17 protein-coding genes are annotated in these 17,402 nt (G+C 33.2%); 1 reads left to right on the top strand and 16 read right to left on the bottom strand.

The features are described 5' to 3' along the window. Positions 1–144 precede the first annotated feature (144 nt). The 3 genes from AC1VAQ_RS19175 to AC1VAQ_RS19185 all read right to left on the bottom strand — a co-directional run bounded on the left by AC1VAQ_RS19175 (position 145) and on the right by AC1VAQ_RS19185 (position 3,627). The gene (locus AC1VAQ_RS19175; RefSeq protein ID WP_302595511.1) at positions 145–1,377 is read right to left on the bottom strand and encodes a histidine-type phosphatase; all 1,233 of its coding nucleotides are present in this window, start codon (positions 1,375–1,377) and stop codon (positions 145–147) included. Positions 1,378–1,445: 68 nt separating this feature from the next. Continuing rightward, on the bottom strand, positions 1,446–2,678 hold the full coding sequence (locus AC1VAQ_RS19180; RefSeq protein ID WP_302595510.1) for a cation:proton antiporter: 1,233 nt from the start codon (positions 2,676–2,678) through the stop codon (positions 1,446–1,448). Between the two features lie 73 nt (positions 2,679–2,751). Continuing rightward, the gene (locus AC1VAQ_RS19185; protein ID WP_302595509.1) at positions 2,752–3,627 is read right to left on the bottom strand and encodes a hypothetical protein; all 876 of its coding nucleotides are present in this window, start codon (positions 3,625–3,627) and stop codon (positions 2,752–2,754) included. 192 nt (positions 3,628–3,819) lie between these two features. On the opposite strand from AC1VAQ_RS19185, the gene AC1VAQ_RS19190 reads away from it, so the two are divergent. Then, complete coding sequence (locus AC1VAQ_RS19190) at positions 3,820–4,416, top strand: hypothetical protein (protein WP_302595508.1); 597 nt, start codon at positions 3,820–3,822, stop codon at positions 4,414–4,416. A gap of 20 nt (positions 4,417–4,436) precedes the next feature. Here AC1VAQ_RS19190 and AC1VAQ_RS19195 read toward each other — a convergent pair whose 3' ends face one another. The 13 genes from AC1VAQ_RS19195 to AC1VAQ_RS19255 all read right to left on the bottom strand — a co-directional run bounded on the left by AC1VAQ_RS19195 (position 4,437) and on the right by AC1VAQ_RS19255 (position 17,323). Next, entirely contained in the window at positions 4,437–5,207 is a 771-nt protein-coding gene (locus AC1VAQ_RS19195) for a flavodoxin domain-containing protein (RefSeq protein WP_302595507.1), read from the bottom strand. Between the two features lie 85 nt (positions 5,208–5,292). Beyond that, the gene (locus tag AC1VAQ_RS19200; protein ID WP_302595506.1) at positions 5,293–5,763 is read right to left on the bottom strand and encodes a VanZ family protein; all 471 of its coding nucleotides are present in this window, start codon (positions 5,761–5,763) and stop codon (positions 5,293–5,295) included. Between the two features lie 110 nt (positions 5,764–5,873). After that, the gene (locus AC1VAQ_RS19205; RefSeq protein ID WP_302595505.1) at positions 5,874–7,316 is read right to left on the bottom strand and encodes a lipopolysaccharide biosynthesis protein; all 1,443 of its coding nucleotides are present in this window, start codon (positions 7,314–7,316) and stop codon (positions 5,874–5,876) included. Positions 7,317–7,335: 19 nt separating this feature from the next. Further along, positions 7,336–8,541: a Coenzyme F420 hydrogenase/dehydrogenase, beta subunit C-terminal domain gene (locus AC1VAQ_RS19210; protein ID WP_302595504.1), complete on the bottom strand. Its 1,206-nt coding sequence runs from the start codon at positions 8,539–8,541 to the stop codon at positions 7,336–7,338. A 2-nt stretch (positions 8,542–8,543) separates the two neighbouring features. After that, positions 8,544–9,704: a polysaccharide pyruvyl transferase family protein gene (locus AC1VAQ_RS19215; RefSeq protein WP_302595503.1), complete on the bottom strand. Its 1,161-nt coding sequence runs from the start codon at positions 9,702–9,704 to the stop codon at positions 8,544–8,546. A 22-nt stretch (positions 9,705–9,726) separates the two neighbouring features. Further along, a complete protein-coding gene (locus AC1VAQ_RS19220) occupies positions 9,727–10,824 on the bottom strand; it encodes an EpsG family protein (protein WP_302595501.1) in 1,098 nt (365 codons plus the stop codon). 16 nt (positions 10,825–10,840) lie between these two features. Then, positions 10,841–11,287 carry a serine O-acetyltransferase gene (locus AC1VAQ_RS19225; protein WP_302595499.1) on the bottom strand — a complete coding sequence of 149 codons (447 nt, stop codon included), beginning with the start codon at positions 11,285–11,287 and terminating at the stop codon, positions 10,841–10,843. A 13-nt stretch (positions 11,288–11,300) separates the two neighbouring features. Beyond that, positions 11,301–12,404, bottom strand: coding sequence for a glycosyltransferase (locus AC1VAQ_RS19230; RefSeq protein ID WP_303243760.1), 1,104 nt, complete (start codon positions 12,402–12,404; stop codon positions 11,301–11,303). 45 nt (positions 12,405–12,449) lie between these two features. After that, positions 12,450–13,229, bottom strand: a complete 780-nt coding sequence (locus tag AC1VAQ_RS19235; RefSeq protein ID WP_302595497.1) for a glycosyltransferase family 2 protein — start codon at positions 13,227–13,229, stop codon at positions 12,450–12,452. 16 nt (positions 13,230–13,245) lie between these two features. Further along, positions 13,246–14,535: a nucleotide sugar dehydrogenase gene (locus tag AC1VAQ_RS19240; protein WP_302595495.1), complete on the bottom strand. Its 1,290-nt coding sequence runs from the start codon at positions 14,533–14,535 to the stop codon at positions 13,246–13,248. 25 nt (positions 14,536–14,560) lie between these two features. Beyond that, positions 14,561–15,979: a sugar transferase gene (locus tag AC1VAQ_RS19245; RefSeq protein WP_302595493.1), complete on the bottom strand. Its 1,419-nt coding sequence runs from the start codon at positions 15,977–15,979 to the stop codon at positions 14,561–14,563. A gap of 27 nt (positions 15,980–16,006) precedes the next feature. After that, positions 16,007–16,165, bottom strand: coding sequence for a hypothetical protein (locus AC1VAQ_RS19250; RefSeq protein WP_302595492.1), 159 nt, complete (start codon positions 16,163–16,165; stop codon positions 16,007–16,009). 489 nt (positions 16,166–16,654) lie between these two features. Further along, positions 16,655–17,323: a hypothetical protein gene (locus AC1VAQ_RS19255; RefSeq protein ID WP_302595490.1), complete on the bottom strand. Its 669-nt coding sequence runs from the start codon at positions 17,321–17,323 to the stop codon at positions 16,655–16,657. Between the last annotated feature and the right edge of the window lie 79 nt (positions 17,324–17,402).

Genomic DNA, 17,402 nt, shown 5'->3' on the forward strand with positions numbered 1-17,402 from the left:
ATATAGAGAAACCAACTAAAAACTTGAAATATACATGTAGGTAAATTTTTTTCTCCCAATGATTTCACATGACTAAAAACTATGAATAACTAAAATTATAAATGTGAAATCTATATGTAAATAATATATTTTTATTTAAACGCTTTATACTTCATTAAAGTTCTTCACCTGCAATACTACACTCTCATCTTTCGGAATAGGTAATGCTTGTAATACCTTCATATAAAAAGCTCTTATTTCTTTCCACTCATAATACGGATAATGTGCTGTCTCAAAGGGCAATGGATACTCCTTTTCATTGTAAAGTAGTTTTACTAAGATATCCTTTTCTTCCTTACTTGCATAAAATATAAATTGTAAATTGGTTGCCATAGGAGAAATGTTGCAATCCCTCCAAATCTTAGACACCTCATTTAAATCATTCGTTTGTTTTGAACCCCCTCGAAGCCCTAATAAACTTACAAAAGGAATAATTGTCTCTGCATGGGCAAAACGTAAAGTAGCTGATTTATCTCGCTTTTCTATTGCTTCATCAGCTTCTTCAATAAAACGACGTAGTAATGCAAATGAAATGTCTGTAGGTAAATTTTGCCCTATATAACTCGGTCCCTTTTCTAAGTAATTCTGCAAATTTTCATTTTCCCAAAAATAACATAATTGTTCCTGCGTAAAGTATTGTGACAAACCTAAATTAACATTCATATTAAAGGTATTTGCATATATATCATAAATTGTAGTTGCTATTTTTAAAGGTTCTAGAATATTAATCCTATATCTTTTCTCAAAAAACTGACTTAAAAAAGGCTCTGCTACCTCTGCTCTTTGCTCAAAAATATGAACACTCTGAATCCATTCTCCGTCTTTCTTATACTTTAAATAAGCTGTATTCAAATCAAAAAAACGTAAAATAGGATCAATCTCATCATTTACCGTTGCAATAAATGTACTAGTTGATACAAATTGCCCTAGCCCCTTTAAAAAAGCTTCCATACTCTGCTTTGCCCGCGTTACATAAGTGGACGTTGCCTCTACTTCTTTACCGAAAGCCTCTGGATTTCTCAAATACATACGTCTTCCAATACCCATTTCCTCTTGTATGCCCCGCATGGTTAAAAGACCATACTTTCCATTTGACAATTGTAAAAAGTGTTTTACCTTGCTTTTCAATCTATACCCCTTAGTTGTAAGCATCTTCTTACTTCCAGCATCACTTAAAACTTCATATAACTCTTTTGCATCTGTTCCACTTGTTATATACCTTGAACCATGCCGTCCTAAATGACTGATATAGATAGGCTTATACCCTTTAGGTGGTGGCATTATTTTAAATCTTTCAAAAGAATACGGTGTTTCTGTTCCTAAATAGCAAATCCCCATATAATAAGCTCCTTTAATTACTTGTTATATAGGGATTATATTCATCTTCTTATTTATAAATGACGTCATTATTGCAGTACATCTAACTTCTTAGCCACCCATTTAGTTGTACTTGCTTGCAATAATAAAGTCACCAAAATTGTCATAAATACCACTGATGAAATCATTTCATAATTAGGTATTTTCATAGAGGCTACCATTCCTGATAAAGCTGCTGGAATAACACCTGTTTCCCTTACCCACATCATAAACAAAAGTTCATTTTTCTTCCATCTTGCTCTTCTATCTGGTAAGGCACAAATTAAGACAACTAGTGGCCTTGCTATAAACATCAATATAACAACGACTAAAATTGCCTTAGGCGCATACAGCAACAAAGAATGTACATCGACCTGTGTCCCTAAAACAATAAAAATTGCCATTCTAGAAAGCGTTGCTATATTTTCTCTAAAATGCATTGCAGAAACAAAGTTTTCTTCTGGTGCCCATAAACCAAATCTCCTCTTATTTCCAGAAATAAGGCCAGCAATAAACACTGACATATAACCACTGCCATGTAAATGTTCTGCAATTTGATAGGCAAATATAACTTCCAGTACAGAGATAATGGGGCCAAATTCTCTAAAAATCCCATATGACTTTTCGGCTGAAACAAATTCTGCTATAAGACCTACGCTTACCCCAATCAATGCCCCTACTACAACCATAATCACAAGCTGAAAAAGACTTTTGCTAAAGGTAAATGAATTAGAAACAATGACAGAAATAAGCGTTGTTACTAAAATAGCACCAACAGCATCATTAAAAGCTGATTCACTAATAACTGTTTGTTTCAGTCTATTAATAATGGAAACTTGGCCAAATACAGGAATCAAGCTAGCAGGGTCTGTCGATGCAATAATGGCACCTAATAATAAACAAATACTAAATGGTAAGCCAAACACAAAATAAACCCCTGCTGCCACCACTAACATAGAAATGACGACACCAACTGTGGCTAATAATCCTACTGTTACTTTAACCTCCTCTAATACTTTTAGTTTAATTTCTCGCCCACCTTCATATAAGATAAAAGCAGAACCGAAGCTAATAATAATCTCATTGGCTACTGGAAAACTATTTACATTGACAACATCAAAAAATATAGGGCCAGCTAATATTCCTGCTAAAAGATAAATAACCACATCTGGCACCTTAATCTTTTGGCTCAGCCAACCACCTACTATACCTATAATTCCGATAACGCCTAATAGTAGCAAGAGTTCATTAGCACTAATCGTTACGATATTTGTCTCACTCATTTTTTTTACCTCGCTAAATTATATTCTAGTTTTAACTTTTACAGTTTGAGGTAAATCTATGCGTTAACTTGTTTTACTTTCTACAAATCATACAAATTCCTTCATATACTTCTTCACCAAACTCATGAATAAATAAATCTTTATTAACCTCATAAAGTGGCTTATAATCTTCTATCTTAAATATCTCGTTATGTGCCTCAACACTTACACATTCAAAATCTAATTCAAAATTACGATAACGTCCCCATCTCCCATACTGCTCAGCAAATTCATCTTCTACAACACTCGTTAAAAATACAACTTCTTCTCCTGTCTCTGTAAGGAAAACTAAAAAGTCTAGTGGAAACATCAGACAAGATAATGGTGAAAGTTCATAGACTGATAAGTTGTTTTCTAATGCATATTGATGGGTTAAACATCTTGCAACACCGTCTTTTCGAATCAGTAGGCCACATCGCCCCTCACAAGAGGTGACAGTCCCCTTTTCATCCACCATTTCAAGTTCTAATTTTTCACCACATCTTAGTAGCTCCTCTGACATACTTTCTATTTGATGTGCTAGAAGCTGTGCATAACGTGCTGGTTCAATCTTAATAAGTTCTTTTATGAGCTGTGATTGATACTGATTAAATACTGCTAGGTTTCGTTTTCCATAATTACAAGGACTTCCGAAACAGCATCCCGCTGCATGTTTCTTAGTACATGCCTTGCAGTTTAAATTTACGCGTTTAATGAGTGCCTGTTTATCTACTAAAAGTGTATAATCTGCCCACTGAATTACACCTAATTCTCGATTTAATAAGTAATTCTTTAAAGGTGTGAGCTGCCTTGTTACAAGTGCATCAACATCATAATACGCCGCAATTTTTATGCCCTGTACAAGCTTTTTAATATATTCATTTTCACTAGCTAGTTTTGCCTGTGTTACAATAAAATTTCTTACTTCCATTAATCTTTTATTAAGCTCCTTCTCTTCATGGTTTACTTTATTATAGCCTAATGTGTCTTTTCCCTAAACCATCTATCATATTTATTTTCAAGGCTACATACACTACTTTAATATAGAGAAAACAACTAAAAACTATGAATAACTAAAATTTATAAATGTGAAATCTATACTACCTATAAATGAGGCGATTGTATGAATAAATTTTCTTTTGTAAAAAAAGTTTTTGTTTGTGCATTTATTTTACCATTAAGTCTGTTTTTAACACTCCCTATCAGTGCAAAAAAAGAGGATAATCCATCTAATTATCCTCAAACAATGGTCAAACTCACACCTTGTTATAAAACACCCACTTCTTTAAAAAGCAAAAATACACTACGCCTTCAAGGTCTAGGTTATGGGGAGTATATTGAACTTAAAGTAATCGGTACCATTCAAAATATACGACTTGTTCAGCTTGTTTATAATGAAGATACCGATGCCTTAGAAGAGTTCGCTACAACTGCAACTGTAGATAAACTTAGCAATAACTGTCTTGTTATTTTCACCTACTTTCCTTGCGGTATGGCTCAGGAAAAACTTATATGGGAGTCTCTTTCTGGTCAGGAAGATTCCTTCCTTATTGCTGAAGATGGCAACGTTGGGCTTAAACCTATTACTTATACCTATATAGATCCTTTTGAAATGCCCAAGCTTCTTACACCACCAGCTCTTCCTACAAAATTTATTTCACCTTCAGATATTCCTGCTTATGAAGCGCTATATTTTATGGTTCCTCTCTTTACAAATTAACTTCTAGCCTTCTTCTATGCTTAGAAAATATTATCAAAGTATACATTTTCTCTTCTCTTAGCTAATCTTACATTAAAGTCTTTCACAAAAGCATCATATTGCGGTGAATCCATAACCTTAGCCTTTTCTGGACATTCTTTAATACATCTAAAGCAAGCTATACACTTTGTCTCATCTAAAATCATCGGATTTTCTGGATTAATTGCTCCTTCTGGGCAATTCGCTGCACATAAACCACATCTAGAACATCCTTCAAGGGTAGTTGGTCTAAATGAACCGCCTGTACCCCCTTCTTTATAAGGCCTATGTCCTGGTACAGTTACTTCTGATAAATCACCATGCGCAATCTTTTCATAAATCTTTTGTGCAAACTTACGGTTCTGCATTAAGTCTTCTTCGTTGGGCCTTCCCACTTGAATTTGCCCATATGTATGTTGTGCCACGACTGCTGCTGCCCCCACTGGAATAAAGCCTTGTGTTTTAACTAAATCATATAATTCAATCAGTGCATCATCAAAATCTCTATTACCATAGACAGCCACAATAATACAAGGTGTCTTTTTCCCCTTAAAATGTTTAAAGCGTTTTACTGCGCCACTATAAATTCTCCCCCCATATACAGGTGCCCCAAATATGACAATTTCATCTTGATTAAATTGTTCTTCCTGCTTTACATTTTTCCAGAGCGTTACATCTCTATCTATAAAAGATTCATCAAATACTTTTGCCATCTGCATTACACTTTTTTTAGTGGTTCCTGTTGTTGAAAAATAAATACTTGTTGCTTTCATCTAATCTCCTCCAATTCTAAAAAGAAATAATATAACTATCTATCATATGCTCCCATGATGCAAAGTTTTCTTGAAGTATCTTACATCATTTTCCTTTTAATTTATTTGATAAACTTCCTATGATTTTAATTATAACGACACTCAGCATAATCCCTATTAAAGCACCGCAGCTATCAATGCGTACATCACTTAGTTGCGCACCCCTTCCTGCCACATAATATTGATGCCACTCATCTGTTATGGCATATATAATACATATCATTAAAGCAAGTAGCGGACATATACTTCTTCTAATTTGGGTTCTCCATAATGTTAATAATGTAACTATCCCCAATATAAAGTATATAAATATATGTGCTAGTTTCCTCACATAATGACTCGGTCTACTCAGTAAAACTTCTTTTGTACGATGTGAAAAAAATGGATTTATTTCTACTCCTCGCTGATAAATTGAAATAAAATGATTACTTAATGCCTTAGATTCTTGGGCGGATTGCGATGATAATATAAATATGCACACCAATATACATACCAATAAAATATATTGCCCATACATTACTTTTTTATTTTCATGACATGCTCACCTTATTCCTCTAAATTTTTATACTTATAGATTTCACATTTATAAATTTTAGTTATTCATAGTTTTGAGTTGTTTTCTCTATATTAACGCTTAAACCTTATTATTTTTATAATCTCATTTCTCTTTACTATAATTATACTAAGAATTATTATTACAGTCGCATATCTTAATAAATATCCCTTGTAACCTAGTAACATTATTGCCGAAAAAATAAGTAAAAATAATGTTATTAGCACAATATCTTTTATTTTCCATATGGTCAGACCATCCATATGTTTTTTACATACATATCTCATAGCTATGTAATGTATCAGCGTAAAGATTAAATATGAAAATAAAGTTGTATATCCAGCAATAATATACCCAAACTTAGGAATACAAATATAATTTAATACTATATTCAATACTGCCACGAGTATTGAACTATAAGCAGCAAACTTATTCTCTTCATAATAAAATTCAATGTTAATAAATTGCTGGCTAACAAACAATAAAAAAGCACTACATGCAACTGGCGGAATAATCCATACCGCCTCATAATATTCTTTTGAAGCTAATATAGCCAATGCTTCTGGCGCTAATGCAACTAAAACCGCATTCATTCCCATTACTAATAGCATAAGAGAAAACGTAACTTCATGAATTCCTGTAATATCTCTATTCTTTAGCTTCTTAAACTTCCATGGAATCACAGAATTATTCATAGCTGTATTAATCATTGTTAATAACATTGCTGCGGAATATGCTACAGAATAAATTCCTGCCTTTGCAGTACCGCAAAAGTTGTTGATCATTAAACGGTCTGAATGATTTAAAATAATTTGTGATAAATAATAGGGTACTAACGGGATATTATTTTTCAAACCATATTTCCAGTAGATTTGATTAAATAATGTCTTCCCTCTTTTAACAATTACAATCAAAGCTGGTATCCCTAAGAAAACCTCAACAAACACTTTGCTTCCAACAACCGCCAAGCAATGATTTCTCATAAAAACTATAGAAATTAATGCCAATACTGGCGTGCCAATGGCTAGGCATAAAGTTGCAAAAATGACTAACTTATATTTATATTCATAACGTTGTTTAGCAGCCCAAAATTGATAGGATGACATAATGAACAAATGAATAAACATACATATGCACAATGCTGTTGTCATACCAAAAAAGCTATTAAATCTCTCTCTAAATATAAGATAAATTATAAAACATAGACTCGTTAAGATGTAACATACGCCTAATAAAGAGGAAGTAAATCTATCATTATCTTTATCAAATCGTGTTAACCCTACATTATAACTATTATAAAATAAGTTTAATGTACAAAAAATCATTATAATCTCTGTCCAAGATGTAAATACTGAATAGTAACCATATTCTGTAGTCGTAAGCACCCTTGTATAAATTGGTACGACTATAAATTGAATACCACGTTGTAAAATACTACATATTGTAAACCAAAGTGCTGCTTTTGCAGGTTCTGGAAATGCCTTATATTTTTTCAAAAGTTTATCTACACTTTTCACTTATGTATCTCCTATATATTTACTTCTTATTTTCCCAATAAGCTTTTAATTTCTTTTTAACACAGTTAGGCATTATATAATAATACCTATTTATCATTTCACTAATCCTATGTTTAAGGCTACGCTTTTTCTTTGGGAAAAATTTAGATGCACACCTTATAAAATCATTACTTTCATTATATTCTTTCCAAAACTCTTCTCTCTTCTTTGCTTTACCATAAGGCTTAGTTAAACAACGATTCCCCCTCTTTGCCTCCTGTATTGAACGCTCTACAAAGAAGTACTTATCCTTTAAATCTTCAAAAATTCTTTTTCCTTTTTCAGTATTTAAAATAACCAGTGAAATTCCCTTTTCAGTATTTCTCTCTTTATATGTATAGGAAACATAACTCCAAAAGTCAGCTGCTGTTATATCTCCTAATCTACTTTCTCTTGTATACTTACACGTATAACAACATTCTCGCGATAAATAATCATCTAAGAAACCCACTAAGTATGGGTCATGATATGCATCTTTTATATATTCCTTTCCTGTTTGAAATTTGATATACATACTAAAAACAGACCAACTTGGTTTCTTCTTTCTAAATGAAATCTCAATCGCCTCATCATGCGCGCTTTCTTCTATGTACTGAATATAATCTTTAAAAACTTTCGGTGAAGGGACACCATGACATACTATATCCATCGTATATAGGTTGTCATATGGTTTTTCTAAATATCTATATAATCCGGCTAATTGACATGGTGTTCCTGTATACAGTACGACTCTTCCTGTTTCTAATTCTTTTTTAACGGCTCTATATGAATAGCCCACATCACTTTGAACATACTTAGAACCACGCATTGCCTCAACCTCTGCCATCGTTCTAGCTAAACTATGCCTTACATTATGCGCCTTATCCATAATAGCACCAAAAACCACGCCATCTTGTTGAATAATCCATTCAGCAACTCCAGTAAATATGCCACCTGATGTACTTTTTTCTCTAATTTCCTTTTCTTTACGCCATGTAGCTAAAACAATCTGATTGCTACTCTCTCCTTCAACCAAATAATTATTAGGACAAATCTTTTTACATTTTCCACATTTAAGACACTTATCTTCAGCTATTACAGGAATATAAAAACCATATCTATCAGCTTTTACCTGAATAGCATCTACTGGACATATATTTCTGCACGCCATACACCCTGTACATTCAACACTGTTACAAATCTCCATTTTTACATCTGTTCCTTTCGTCCCTTTCTATTTTCAAATTCACACTTCAATTTATCATAGTAAGCTTCTTTAAAATATGGTTCTAACTTATATCTCCTTTTTGTATTTATTATTTCTTTTACCAATGTAGGCACCTCTTCTAAAGAAGCGCAATAATATACCTGTTCATCATATACCCCCTTAAACCATTCCACACCAGATGCTACCTTATGGTCATTTGTTTTTATGACTATAATTGGTGTGCCCGCTACTAATGAAAAAATAGTTCCATGGTATCTATCCGTAATCACCACTTCATATCTTGCTAAACTTTTTATCTTGTTAAGTACCTCTTCTTCTATCGTTTCATGATTAATGCTTCCCATATTATTGCAGTTTGTGTCGGTTAATTCTACCTTTCCGTATTCTTCTAACTTCCTTTTTAAATCATAAATTTGATCATCTGAATAATATTTCTCTCCATCATTTCTAATGCACATACCAATTCCTGATCTTCTTCCCTCAAAGCTATATTTACCAATTAATGTCGTAACAATATCAGGATATAACTTTATCCTAATATTCGAAAAATTAGTCTTAGCAAATTCAAATGAAACTTCATCTCTTGCTAATAATAATAAATTATTAACTTGTCCTAATGTTTCTTTAATAGCCTCTAATTTCTGAGAATCATGGTAAAGTATTGTTTGCGGGAAGATTAAACATGGATTATTTTTATATTGTTTTAATATCATCTTTCTTACACAATCATCAGGATGATAATCAGACATTGTATATCCGCTCTGGAATATCAATATATCTGTCTGCGTTAACTTTTCATCTATTTGTGATTTAACTTTATTTTTGAATCGCATCAATCCCATTACTGGAATTTCTACAACTTTATATGCCTTATAATTTTCAGCAAGCCAATTTTCAATACACAAACGCTGTGCTAAGTCTCCTAAATTAAGATGTTCTGGTGCACAAAAGTACCAAATTATTTTTTCATCTCTATTAACTTTTTTAATATCACTTTCTATCTTCTCATATATTCTTTTTGCCTTTGAATACGTTAAACATTGACGAACGGCTCTAACAGGTCTTCTAAGTACTGCTTTTATTTTTTTATTCTGCCTGATCTTAAAAATCACTTTTCTTAAAAACATTTCTTTTGTCTTCATAGTTCTTCCATCCTATTCTCTATTATTCCCAAAAGATATATGGTATTACCCCTGACCAGTATGGCCTTAAGCCTAAAATGACAAGGTTATATACTATACTTCCGCACATAATCGCAAAGGCTACTCTATACTTACTTCTTCTACGTTTAAATTTGTTTAATGCATTAGCTACTGATACACAGTATATGACTGCAAAGTAATAACTCATCCTCTCTAAAATTGCGCCATGCATAGAAGCTAACGTAATTGAAAAACCTAATAGACCACAATAATATTCTATTCGATTCCAAAGCGGACTTTCTTGTGCTTCATCCTCATTAACACTGTATTTAAAATACGCATAATCAACAACAAAAAACATTAATGTCCATACACATGATTTTAAAAATGTTCCTAGCTGATTTTCTAAGTAATATCCAGACCCCAAATAGGTGGCATATCTCGGCATTAAGCGAATTAAAATACTTATTATTTTATCCATACTTAAGCTAATAGCAATTGCTGCGACGATAACAGGTACTCTTCTCTTTCTTGTTATTTTCACCATACTTAAGGGCAGCATAATTAAAATGATAAAAGCCGATGAATGAATATTCCCGGCAATCAATGCTATTACTATAAATGAAATATATTTCTTATCACCTAAATATATTAATGCTATGCTTGTAACTGCCATTGCAATATATTGTCGTAATAAACACATACTATTGTAGTAAAACATTAGGAACAAAAACATCAAAATCGAATACCAAGGTACCTTTGATTTCTTATAAAATAAAATATAGAATAAAGTTAAAGTAACTAATGTACTAAGAAATAGCAATGCATGTGCATCTCCAAAAATCTGCGCAATTAAACAGTTAAAAATACGATATACCGTCTCAAATCGATCCGCATAACTGGACAAATCTCCTAGTCCTTCTACACTATTGAAATATCTGACATACATCTCTGTATCTGTGCCGATTTTTAACCCTCTTGCACCAGATAGGACTAGCATTGCTGTAAAAGACACTATTCCAAAAAAAAGCATACTGTATTTTCTTCTAGTAGGCCTTTTTAATACAATCCATATGCTACTTAAGATTAATATTAGTGATAAGCTCAAAAAATAAATCATCTGTCTCTCCCAACACTTATTTTACATTTTCATCTTCACTTAAATATCTAGTAATCACACCAGGATTCCCCATCACTACCGCATTATTAGGAATAGATTTTGTTACTACTGCATTCGCACCAATTGCAACGTGATTACCAATGTTTATATTTCCTAAAATAACAGCCCCAGCGCCTATTAATACATCATTCCCAATATTTGGTGCACCGCTTCTCCCTTTTCTTCCGCCGATTATTGCATTTGCTTGTATAACACAATTTTCTCCGATTACTGCTTCTTCATGAATAACCACACCTTGTCCACCATGCGGAAACCTTGTCCCCTCCCCAATCACGCTAGTATATGGTATTGTTGCACTAAATACAATTCTAATAAATCCTTTAATAATTTTAGGCACTACGGGTACCTTTTTTATATAAAGCTTACGTTCCAAATTGTATATTTTTTTGACTCCCTTATCCATCTTCATCCTCCTATTAATAAACAGATAACCATTGTTGTACAAATTCTTGAATGGAAAACCCTTTCTCTTCTACCCTCTTAGCTATTTTGTTACGCTGCGTAATATCAGCCTTTCTTTGTATCTTCCTAATTTCGGATTCCCATCTATCAACATCTTCTAACGGAATAGTTTCTACGAGATTAAGTCCAATCTCCACTTCTTTGGTGACCTTATCTGAAATAATACAAGAACATCCTGCCACTTGCGCTTCAATAATTGTAACCGGAAATCCTTCCCCTGGATTAGAAGGTAATATGACACAATCAAAACTTTTCATTAATTTATTTACGTCATTTCTCTGCCCTATAAGTAGTACCTTATGCCCCATTTCATCAGCTTGATTTTTTATTCGTTCAAACTCATTTCCCTTTCCTACTAAAACAAACTTTATATCTTCCCTATCCTGTAACCTTTTAGCTAAGACTAAATCAAAGTCTTGATTTTTCATATGTGTAAAACTTGCAATATGCCCGATTAAAATATCATTAGCATCACAATTTAGTTCTTTTCTAATCGCTTCAACATCTCTACTATCCACATCAATGTACTTTTGAACATCTACAGCATTATAAATTACCTTATATTCTCTGCCCTTACCAAACAAAAAGTCACCTGCCATTTTACTACAGGCCACTTTATCTGTAGCATAATATCCATATAACATTCTAAAGATAGGTGTAGCAATGAGACGGCTTAATATATTAGCTTTTCTTTGAATTTGGCTTACATGCGAATGACATATACGTTTTTGAATTCCCTCATGCTTTGCTGCCATTAGGGCAACACCGGACTGCATGGATGTATGTGTATGCATAATATCATATTTAACAGATGCTGATGCGATTGTCTTTCTGACTTCCCAATAATATTTTACAGGGCCTAACTTTCTTACATCCCCCTTAAGAACATATACATTACACCCTTGTTCCCTTAATTGCTGAACTACATTCTCATCTGCTCCTTCATGGGTTAAAAAATCAAATTGATATTTATCCTTATCCATTTTACTCATAATATTTAAGACAACAGAAGTGTCACCACCTCTTCCTATATGTCCTATCACATGTAATACTTTCATCGTCAACCAATTCCTTTCATCATAAGTTAAACAGGCTATAAGTACTTACACCTTATTGATATATATACGCTTCCATACTGCTAGAAAAGCATATCGGCAAAAACAATAACAGCTAAATAATAAATTAAGCTTCTCGACTTCTCGATATAAATACCAAACGCCTTTCACTGCCTTTGCTTTATTGCTTGATAGAGACCCTGCTGCTCTTCTATACTTAGCCAGTACCTCTTTCATTCCAAAGCAAGGATTTCCTGCTTTTAAAACCTGTAACCATGTGGCTGCATCCTGTCTACGTCTCATATTCGGCATTTGTAAATACTTCTTATCTACAATCTCTGTATCTGCCATAATGCCTACTGTCTGCAATAGATTATTAGTCAGAAACCCGACATAGTCGACTTTGTCTTTCATATAAACATACTTATTCAAACTTTTGCCATTGTCATCAATCACTTCATAGGAAGTACAACTAAATCCACAATTATTTTCTAACATAAATGCAACTTGCTTCTCTAATTTCTCTGGGTACCATAAATCATCTGCATCTAAGTAGGCTATAAATCTTCCTGTTGCTTGCACTAATGCCTTATTTCTTGCAATCGCAGCACCACCATTTTCTTTAAGTTCAATTAGCTTGATGCGCGGTTCTTCTTTCATGAGTGTCTTAACGACTTCACAAGTATGATCTGTAGATTTATCATCTGCAATAATCAGCTCCCAGTTAGAATAAGTTTGATTCATAACTGATTCTATCGTTTTCTGTATGTATTTCTCACTATTATAAGAAGGTGTAATTATTGATACCTTTATCCCTCTGTTTTCCACTTTTCTGACCCCCATATTAATCTCGTCTATATAAATCTCTTGTATAAACCTTTTCTTCACAATCTGCAAGTTCTTCATTATATCTATTTGCAATAATACAATCACAACGCTTTTTAAATACTGCTAAGTCATTAACTACCTGACTCCCAAAGAATAGACTTCCTTCTTCTAAAGTAGGCTCATAAATGATAACTTCTACTCCTTTTGCTTTAATACGTTTCATGACACCTTGAATAGAACTTTGTCTAAAGTTATCACTATTAGCTTTCATCGTTAATCGATATACCCCTACTACCACAGGTTTTCCTGGAATGCCATCTACACCTACATACCCCTCTGATGTAGCAGCCATTTCATCTAACGAATTATTATAATAACCTGCTTTTTGAAGTACTCTTTCTGCTATAAAGTCTTTTCTTGTGCTATTAGCGGCTACAATAGCACCCATAATATTTTGTGGTACATCATTATAGTTGGCTAATAACTGCTTTGTATCTTTTGGTAAACAATACCCACCATACCCAAAGCTTGGGTTATTATAATGATTACCAATTCTAGGGTCCAATCCAATGCCTTCTATAATTTGTTTGCTATTGAGTCCTCTTACCTCTGCATAGGTATCAAGTTCATTAAAGAAACTTACTCTAAGTGCTAAATATGTATTCGCAAATAATTTAACGGCTTCTGCCTCTGTTAAATCTGTAAAGAGAATCTCTATATCCTCTTTAATAGCGCCTTGTGCCAAAAGTCCTGCAAAAGTCTCAGCAGCTATGACCATTTCTTCTGTTTCAGGTCTACCCACTATGATACGGCTTGGATAAAGGTTGTCATATAATGCACGTCCTTCTCTTAAGAACTCCGGTGAAAAGATAATATTATGACAGTTGTATTTTTCTCTTATACTTTTTGTATACCCTACTGGAACAGTTGATTTAATCACGATTGTTGCTTTAGGATTTATTTTCATTACAACTTCAATAACTGCCTCTACTGAAGACGTATTAAAGTAATTCTTTACTGGATCATAATTTGTCGGTGTTGCAATAATGATGAAGTCCGCATCTTTATATGCCATTTGAGCATCAGTCGTTGCCAATAAATCTAATGTATGATTCTTTAAATAATCCTCGATTTCATTATCTACAATAGGTGACTGCTTTTGATTAATCATTTCTACCTTTTCTGGAATAATATCTACTGCCACTACATGATGATGTTGTGATAATAATATTGCATTGGATAATCCTACATAACCTGTTCCTGCTACAGCGATTTTGTACGTTTTTTCTTTACCCTTCATATTCATTTTTATTCCCCTCTTTGTTCTCCCATTATCTTGAACCTGATTTTTTCAAAACAACTAACAACGTCTTAAATAAAATCTTTATATCTAATCCAACAGACCACTCTGTAATATACTGTGAATCGAGTTCAACAACTTCCTCGAAGTCTGTAATATCACTACGCCCACTTACTTGCCACATACCGGTAAGCCCGGGTTTAACTGCAAGCCTTTTACAATGATGATTTTCATACTGTTCCCATTCATCCACAGTAGGTGGCCTTGTTCCTACTAAACTCATATCCCCTTTTAATACATTTACAAATTGCGGAAATTCATCTAAACTCCAAGACCTTATCTTCTCTCCAATACCAGGTAAGATACGTGGGTCATCCGTTATTTTAAACATTAAGCCATTCATCTCATTTTGTGCCATAAGCTCTTTTTTTCTTTCCTCTGCATTCATATACATAGAGCGAAATTTATAGATTCTAAATTTACGTCCATTTTTGCCAATGCGTATTTGTGAAAAAAAGATAGGACCTGGGTCCTTAAAATAAATTAAGGGGCCCAAAATAAGTGTTAAAACTCCAGTTGCAACGGTTCCTATTAATCCTCCTATAATATCTACTGTCCTTTTTAACAATATTTGATATGGTTTAGCAATTTTCATACCACTTGTTAATACGGTATATCCTAAAAGTTCCTCTAATACCCTTGACCCTACTTCATAGGGACGGCAACTCATCTTAATATGTACCGTTAAGCCCATTTGATAACAACCTTCCAAAAAACCTTCTGGTATCTTTACTTCTCGTGGTAAATTAATAAACACCTCATCAACTACATTATTTTTCAAATACGCCAATGTTTCTTCTTTATTAAATAATGTGATGGGTACGCCCATTATTTCTTGCGCGTCTAATACCTCTTCTATAAGCACAATCTCATCAATCACATAATCCCTATACTCTTTGGTCTGCACAATTTGCATTGTCTCATAAGCTTCATTTTTGGTAGCTACTAAAATAATATGTCGAATATCCCTTTGCACACTCATATACTTCTTTATCCAGCATTTCAAAAGCTGCCTTGCGGCAAATAAAATAGCAATGCCCACTCCCCATACTAGAAGTAAAATAAGTCTTGAAATATTTTTTCCTACCTTTAAAAAAAACATATAGACTACACTTAATAAGACAATAGATGTCATATGTACTATTGTTGCACGTAACTCCTCTAATGCCCCCCTCTTTAAAATATGCTTATAGGACTGAGCAAAATACATAACAACTAAGTCTATCCCCCCTAATGCTACCCCATAATAAAAGTACTCTGCATCATCATAGACCCATAGCAATCCATGTCTTAAAGCATAGGCAACTATTAATGTAATTTGTAGCATTAGCAGATCTAGAATAATAAAGTCAAGATGCTTAGAATACCTCCCCTTTTTCTCCTCATACATACTTTTTGTACTCTCCCATCTTCTGTTTTATTTTTTCTTTTGTGCATGCTTTTGATAATGGCGTAAAAAGTTTTCTTGAGCAATATCATCTATTTGCTTGTCATAAGTAGTAGATACTGCTACACAGCTATATAGTATGCCAATTACGCCTACTACACCTGCACTTACTAAAATAACTATATACATGATCTTTCTGCCTCCCATCTTATATTTATTAATATAAGTATGTTCAATTTTCAGAAATTATATCATCTACATATTATTTAGTTTCCTTCTTACTCTATAAAAAAAGAGGGAATTCATTCCCTCTTTTTTTACTACTTTCTAGCGCTTCTTAGAATTTGTTCACACTTTATGTCATGAATCACTTAACTTTAAGAAAACCAATAAAATTATTCATAAACCATTTTCTAAGCTAGCTAAAATTTCATTTACATCAAGGGTATATGTCTTCTTAATTAATGATAAATTATTCTTATTTATTTGTAAATAAGAATAATTTATTAAATTTACATTTTATTGATTTTATTGCATTTTATACATTGTAAATGCATCATACCATTTCATTTTTATAACATGAATCCAATTTTTAAACAGATTCGATTAATTTATATATATATTCAGCAGTTTCCGCCTTATCAAAACACTGAGTTACATTTTAATATGCTTCTATAACTATTTAACTAAACTTAAATAATACGCTTTCTTTAATGTTTTTTCCTGTTCATAGGCTGCCTTCATAGTACCTACAATATCTGTAGGCTCTCCTATCTCTTCAAGCTGACTTGTCAATGTTGCTAAGACCGTATTCACCTCTGTATTACATTCATTTTCCAGTGCTATTACCTCCTTCATATACTTAGGAATAAGCTGTCTTACAATCCCACTTTTTTGACTCCCCTTCATTAACTCTCTGTATTCTTCCTTTGCCTGTCTTTCTAAATCGCCAAGCTTTCCTATGTACTTTGCTTTTAAGCCATACATTTTAGCAGCTGCTTCTTCAACAATTATTTTGCTACTCTTTGTAGCATCTTGACGTTCTCCACTTGTTGCATCTTGTAATTGCTTGTCCATCTTTTGCATGGCTTCTTCTACTGTTAACTTCCCACTTCTGATTTCTTCTTCTTCCTCCACGCTAAAGTCCTTAATTCCCTCTATGCCATAACTTTTTAATGCTGCATTAACACTCTCTTTTTGGCCATCAATTTGAAGTGCAATCTCTTCTTCTGAGTACTTTTGAACTTTTAATACTGCGGCGATATTTTCCTTCTGCCACACCCCTAGCCCCGCTACAATCACACCAAGACCTATTAAAATACCTAGTCCACCCTTTAGTTTCTTCATTTTATCTCCTCCATGGTTTAAATATTTTAGGCGTTTGCGAAACGCCGTAACCCGTATAAATACGGGATATTTTTTTGTG

The sequence above is a fragment of the Cellulosilyticum sp. genome (genome assembly GCF_982396655.1).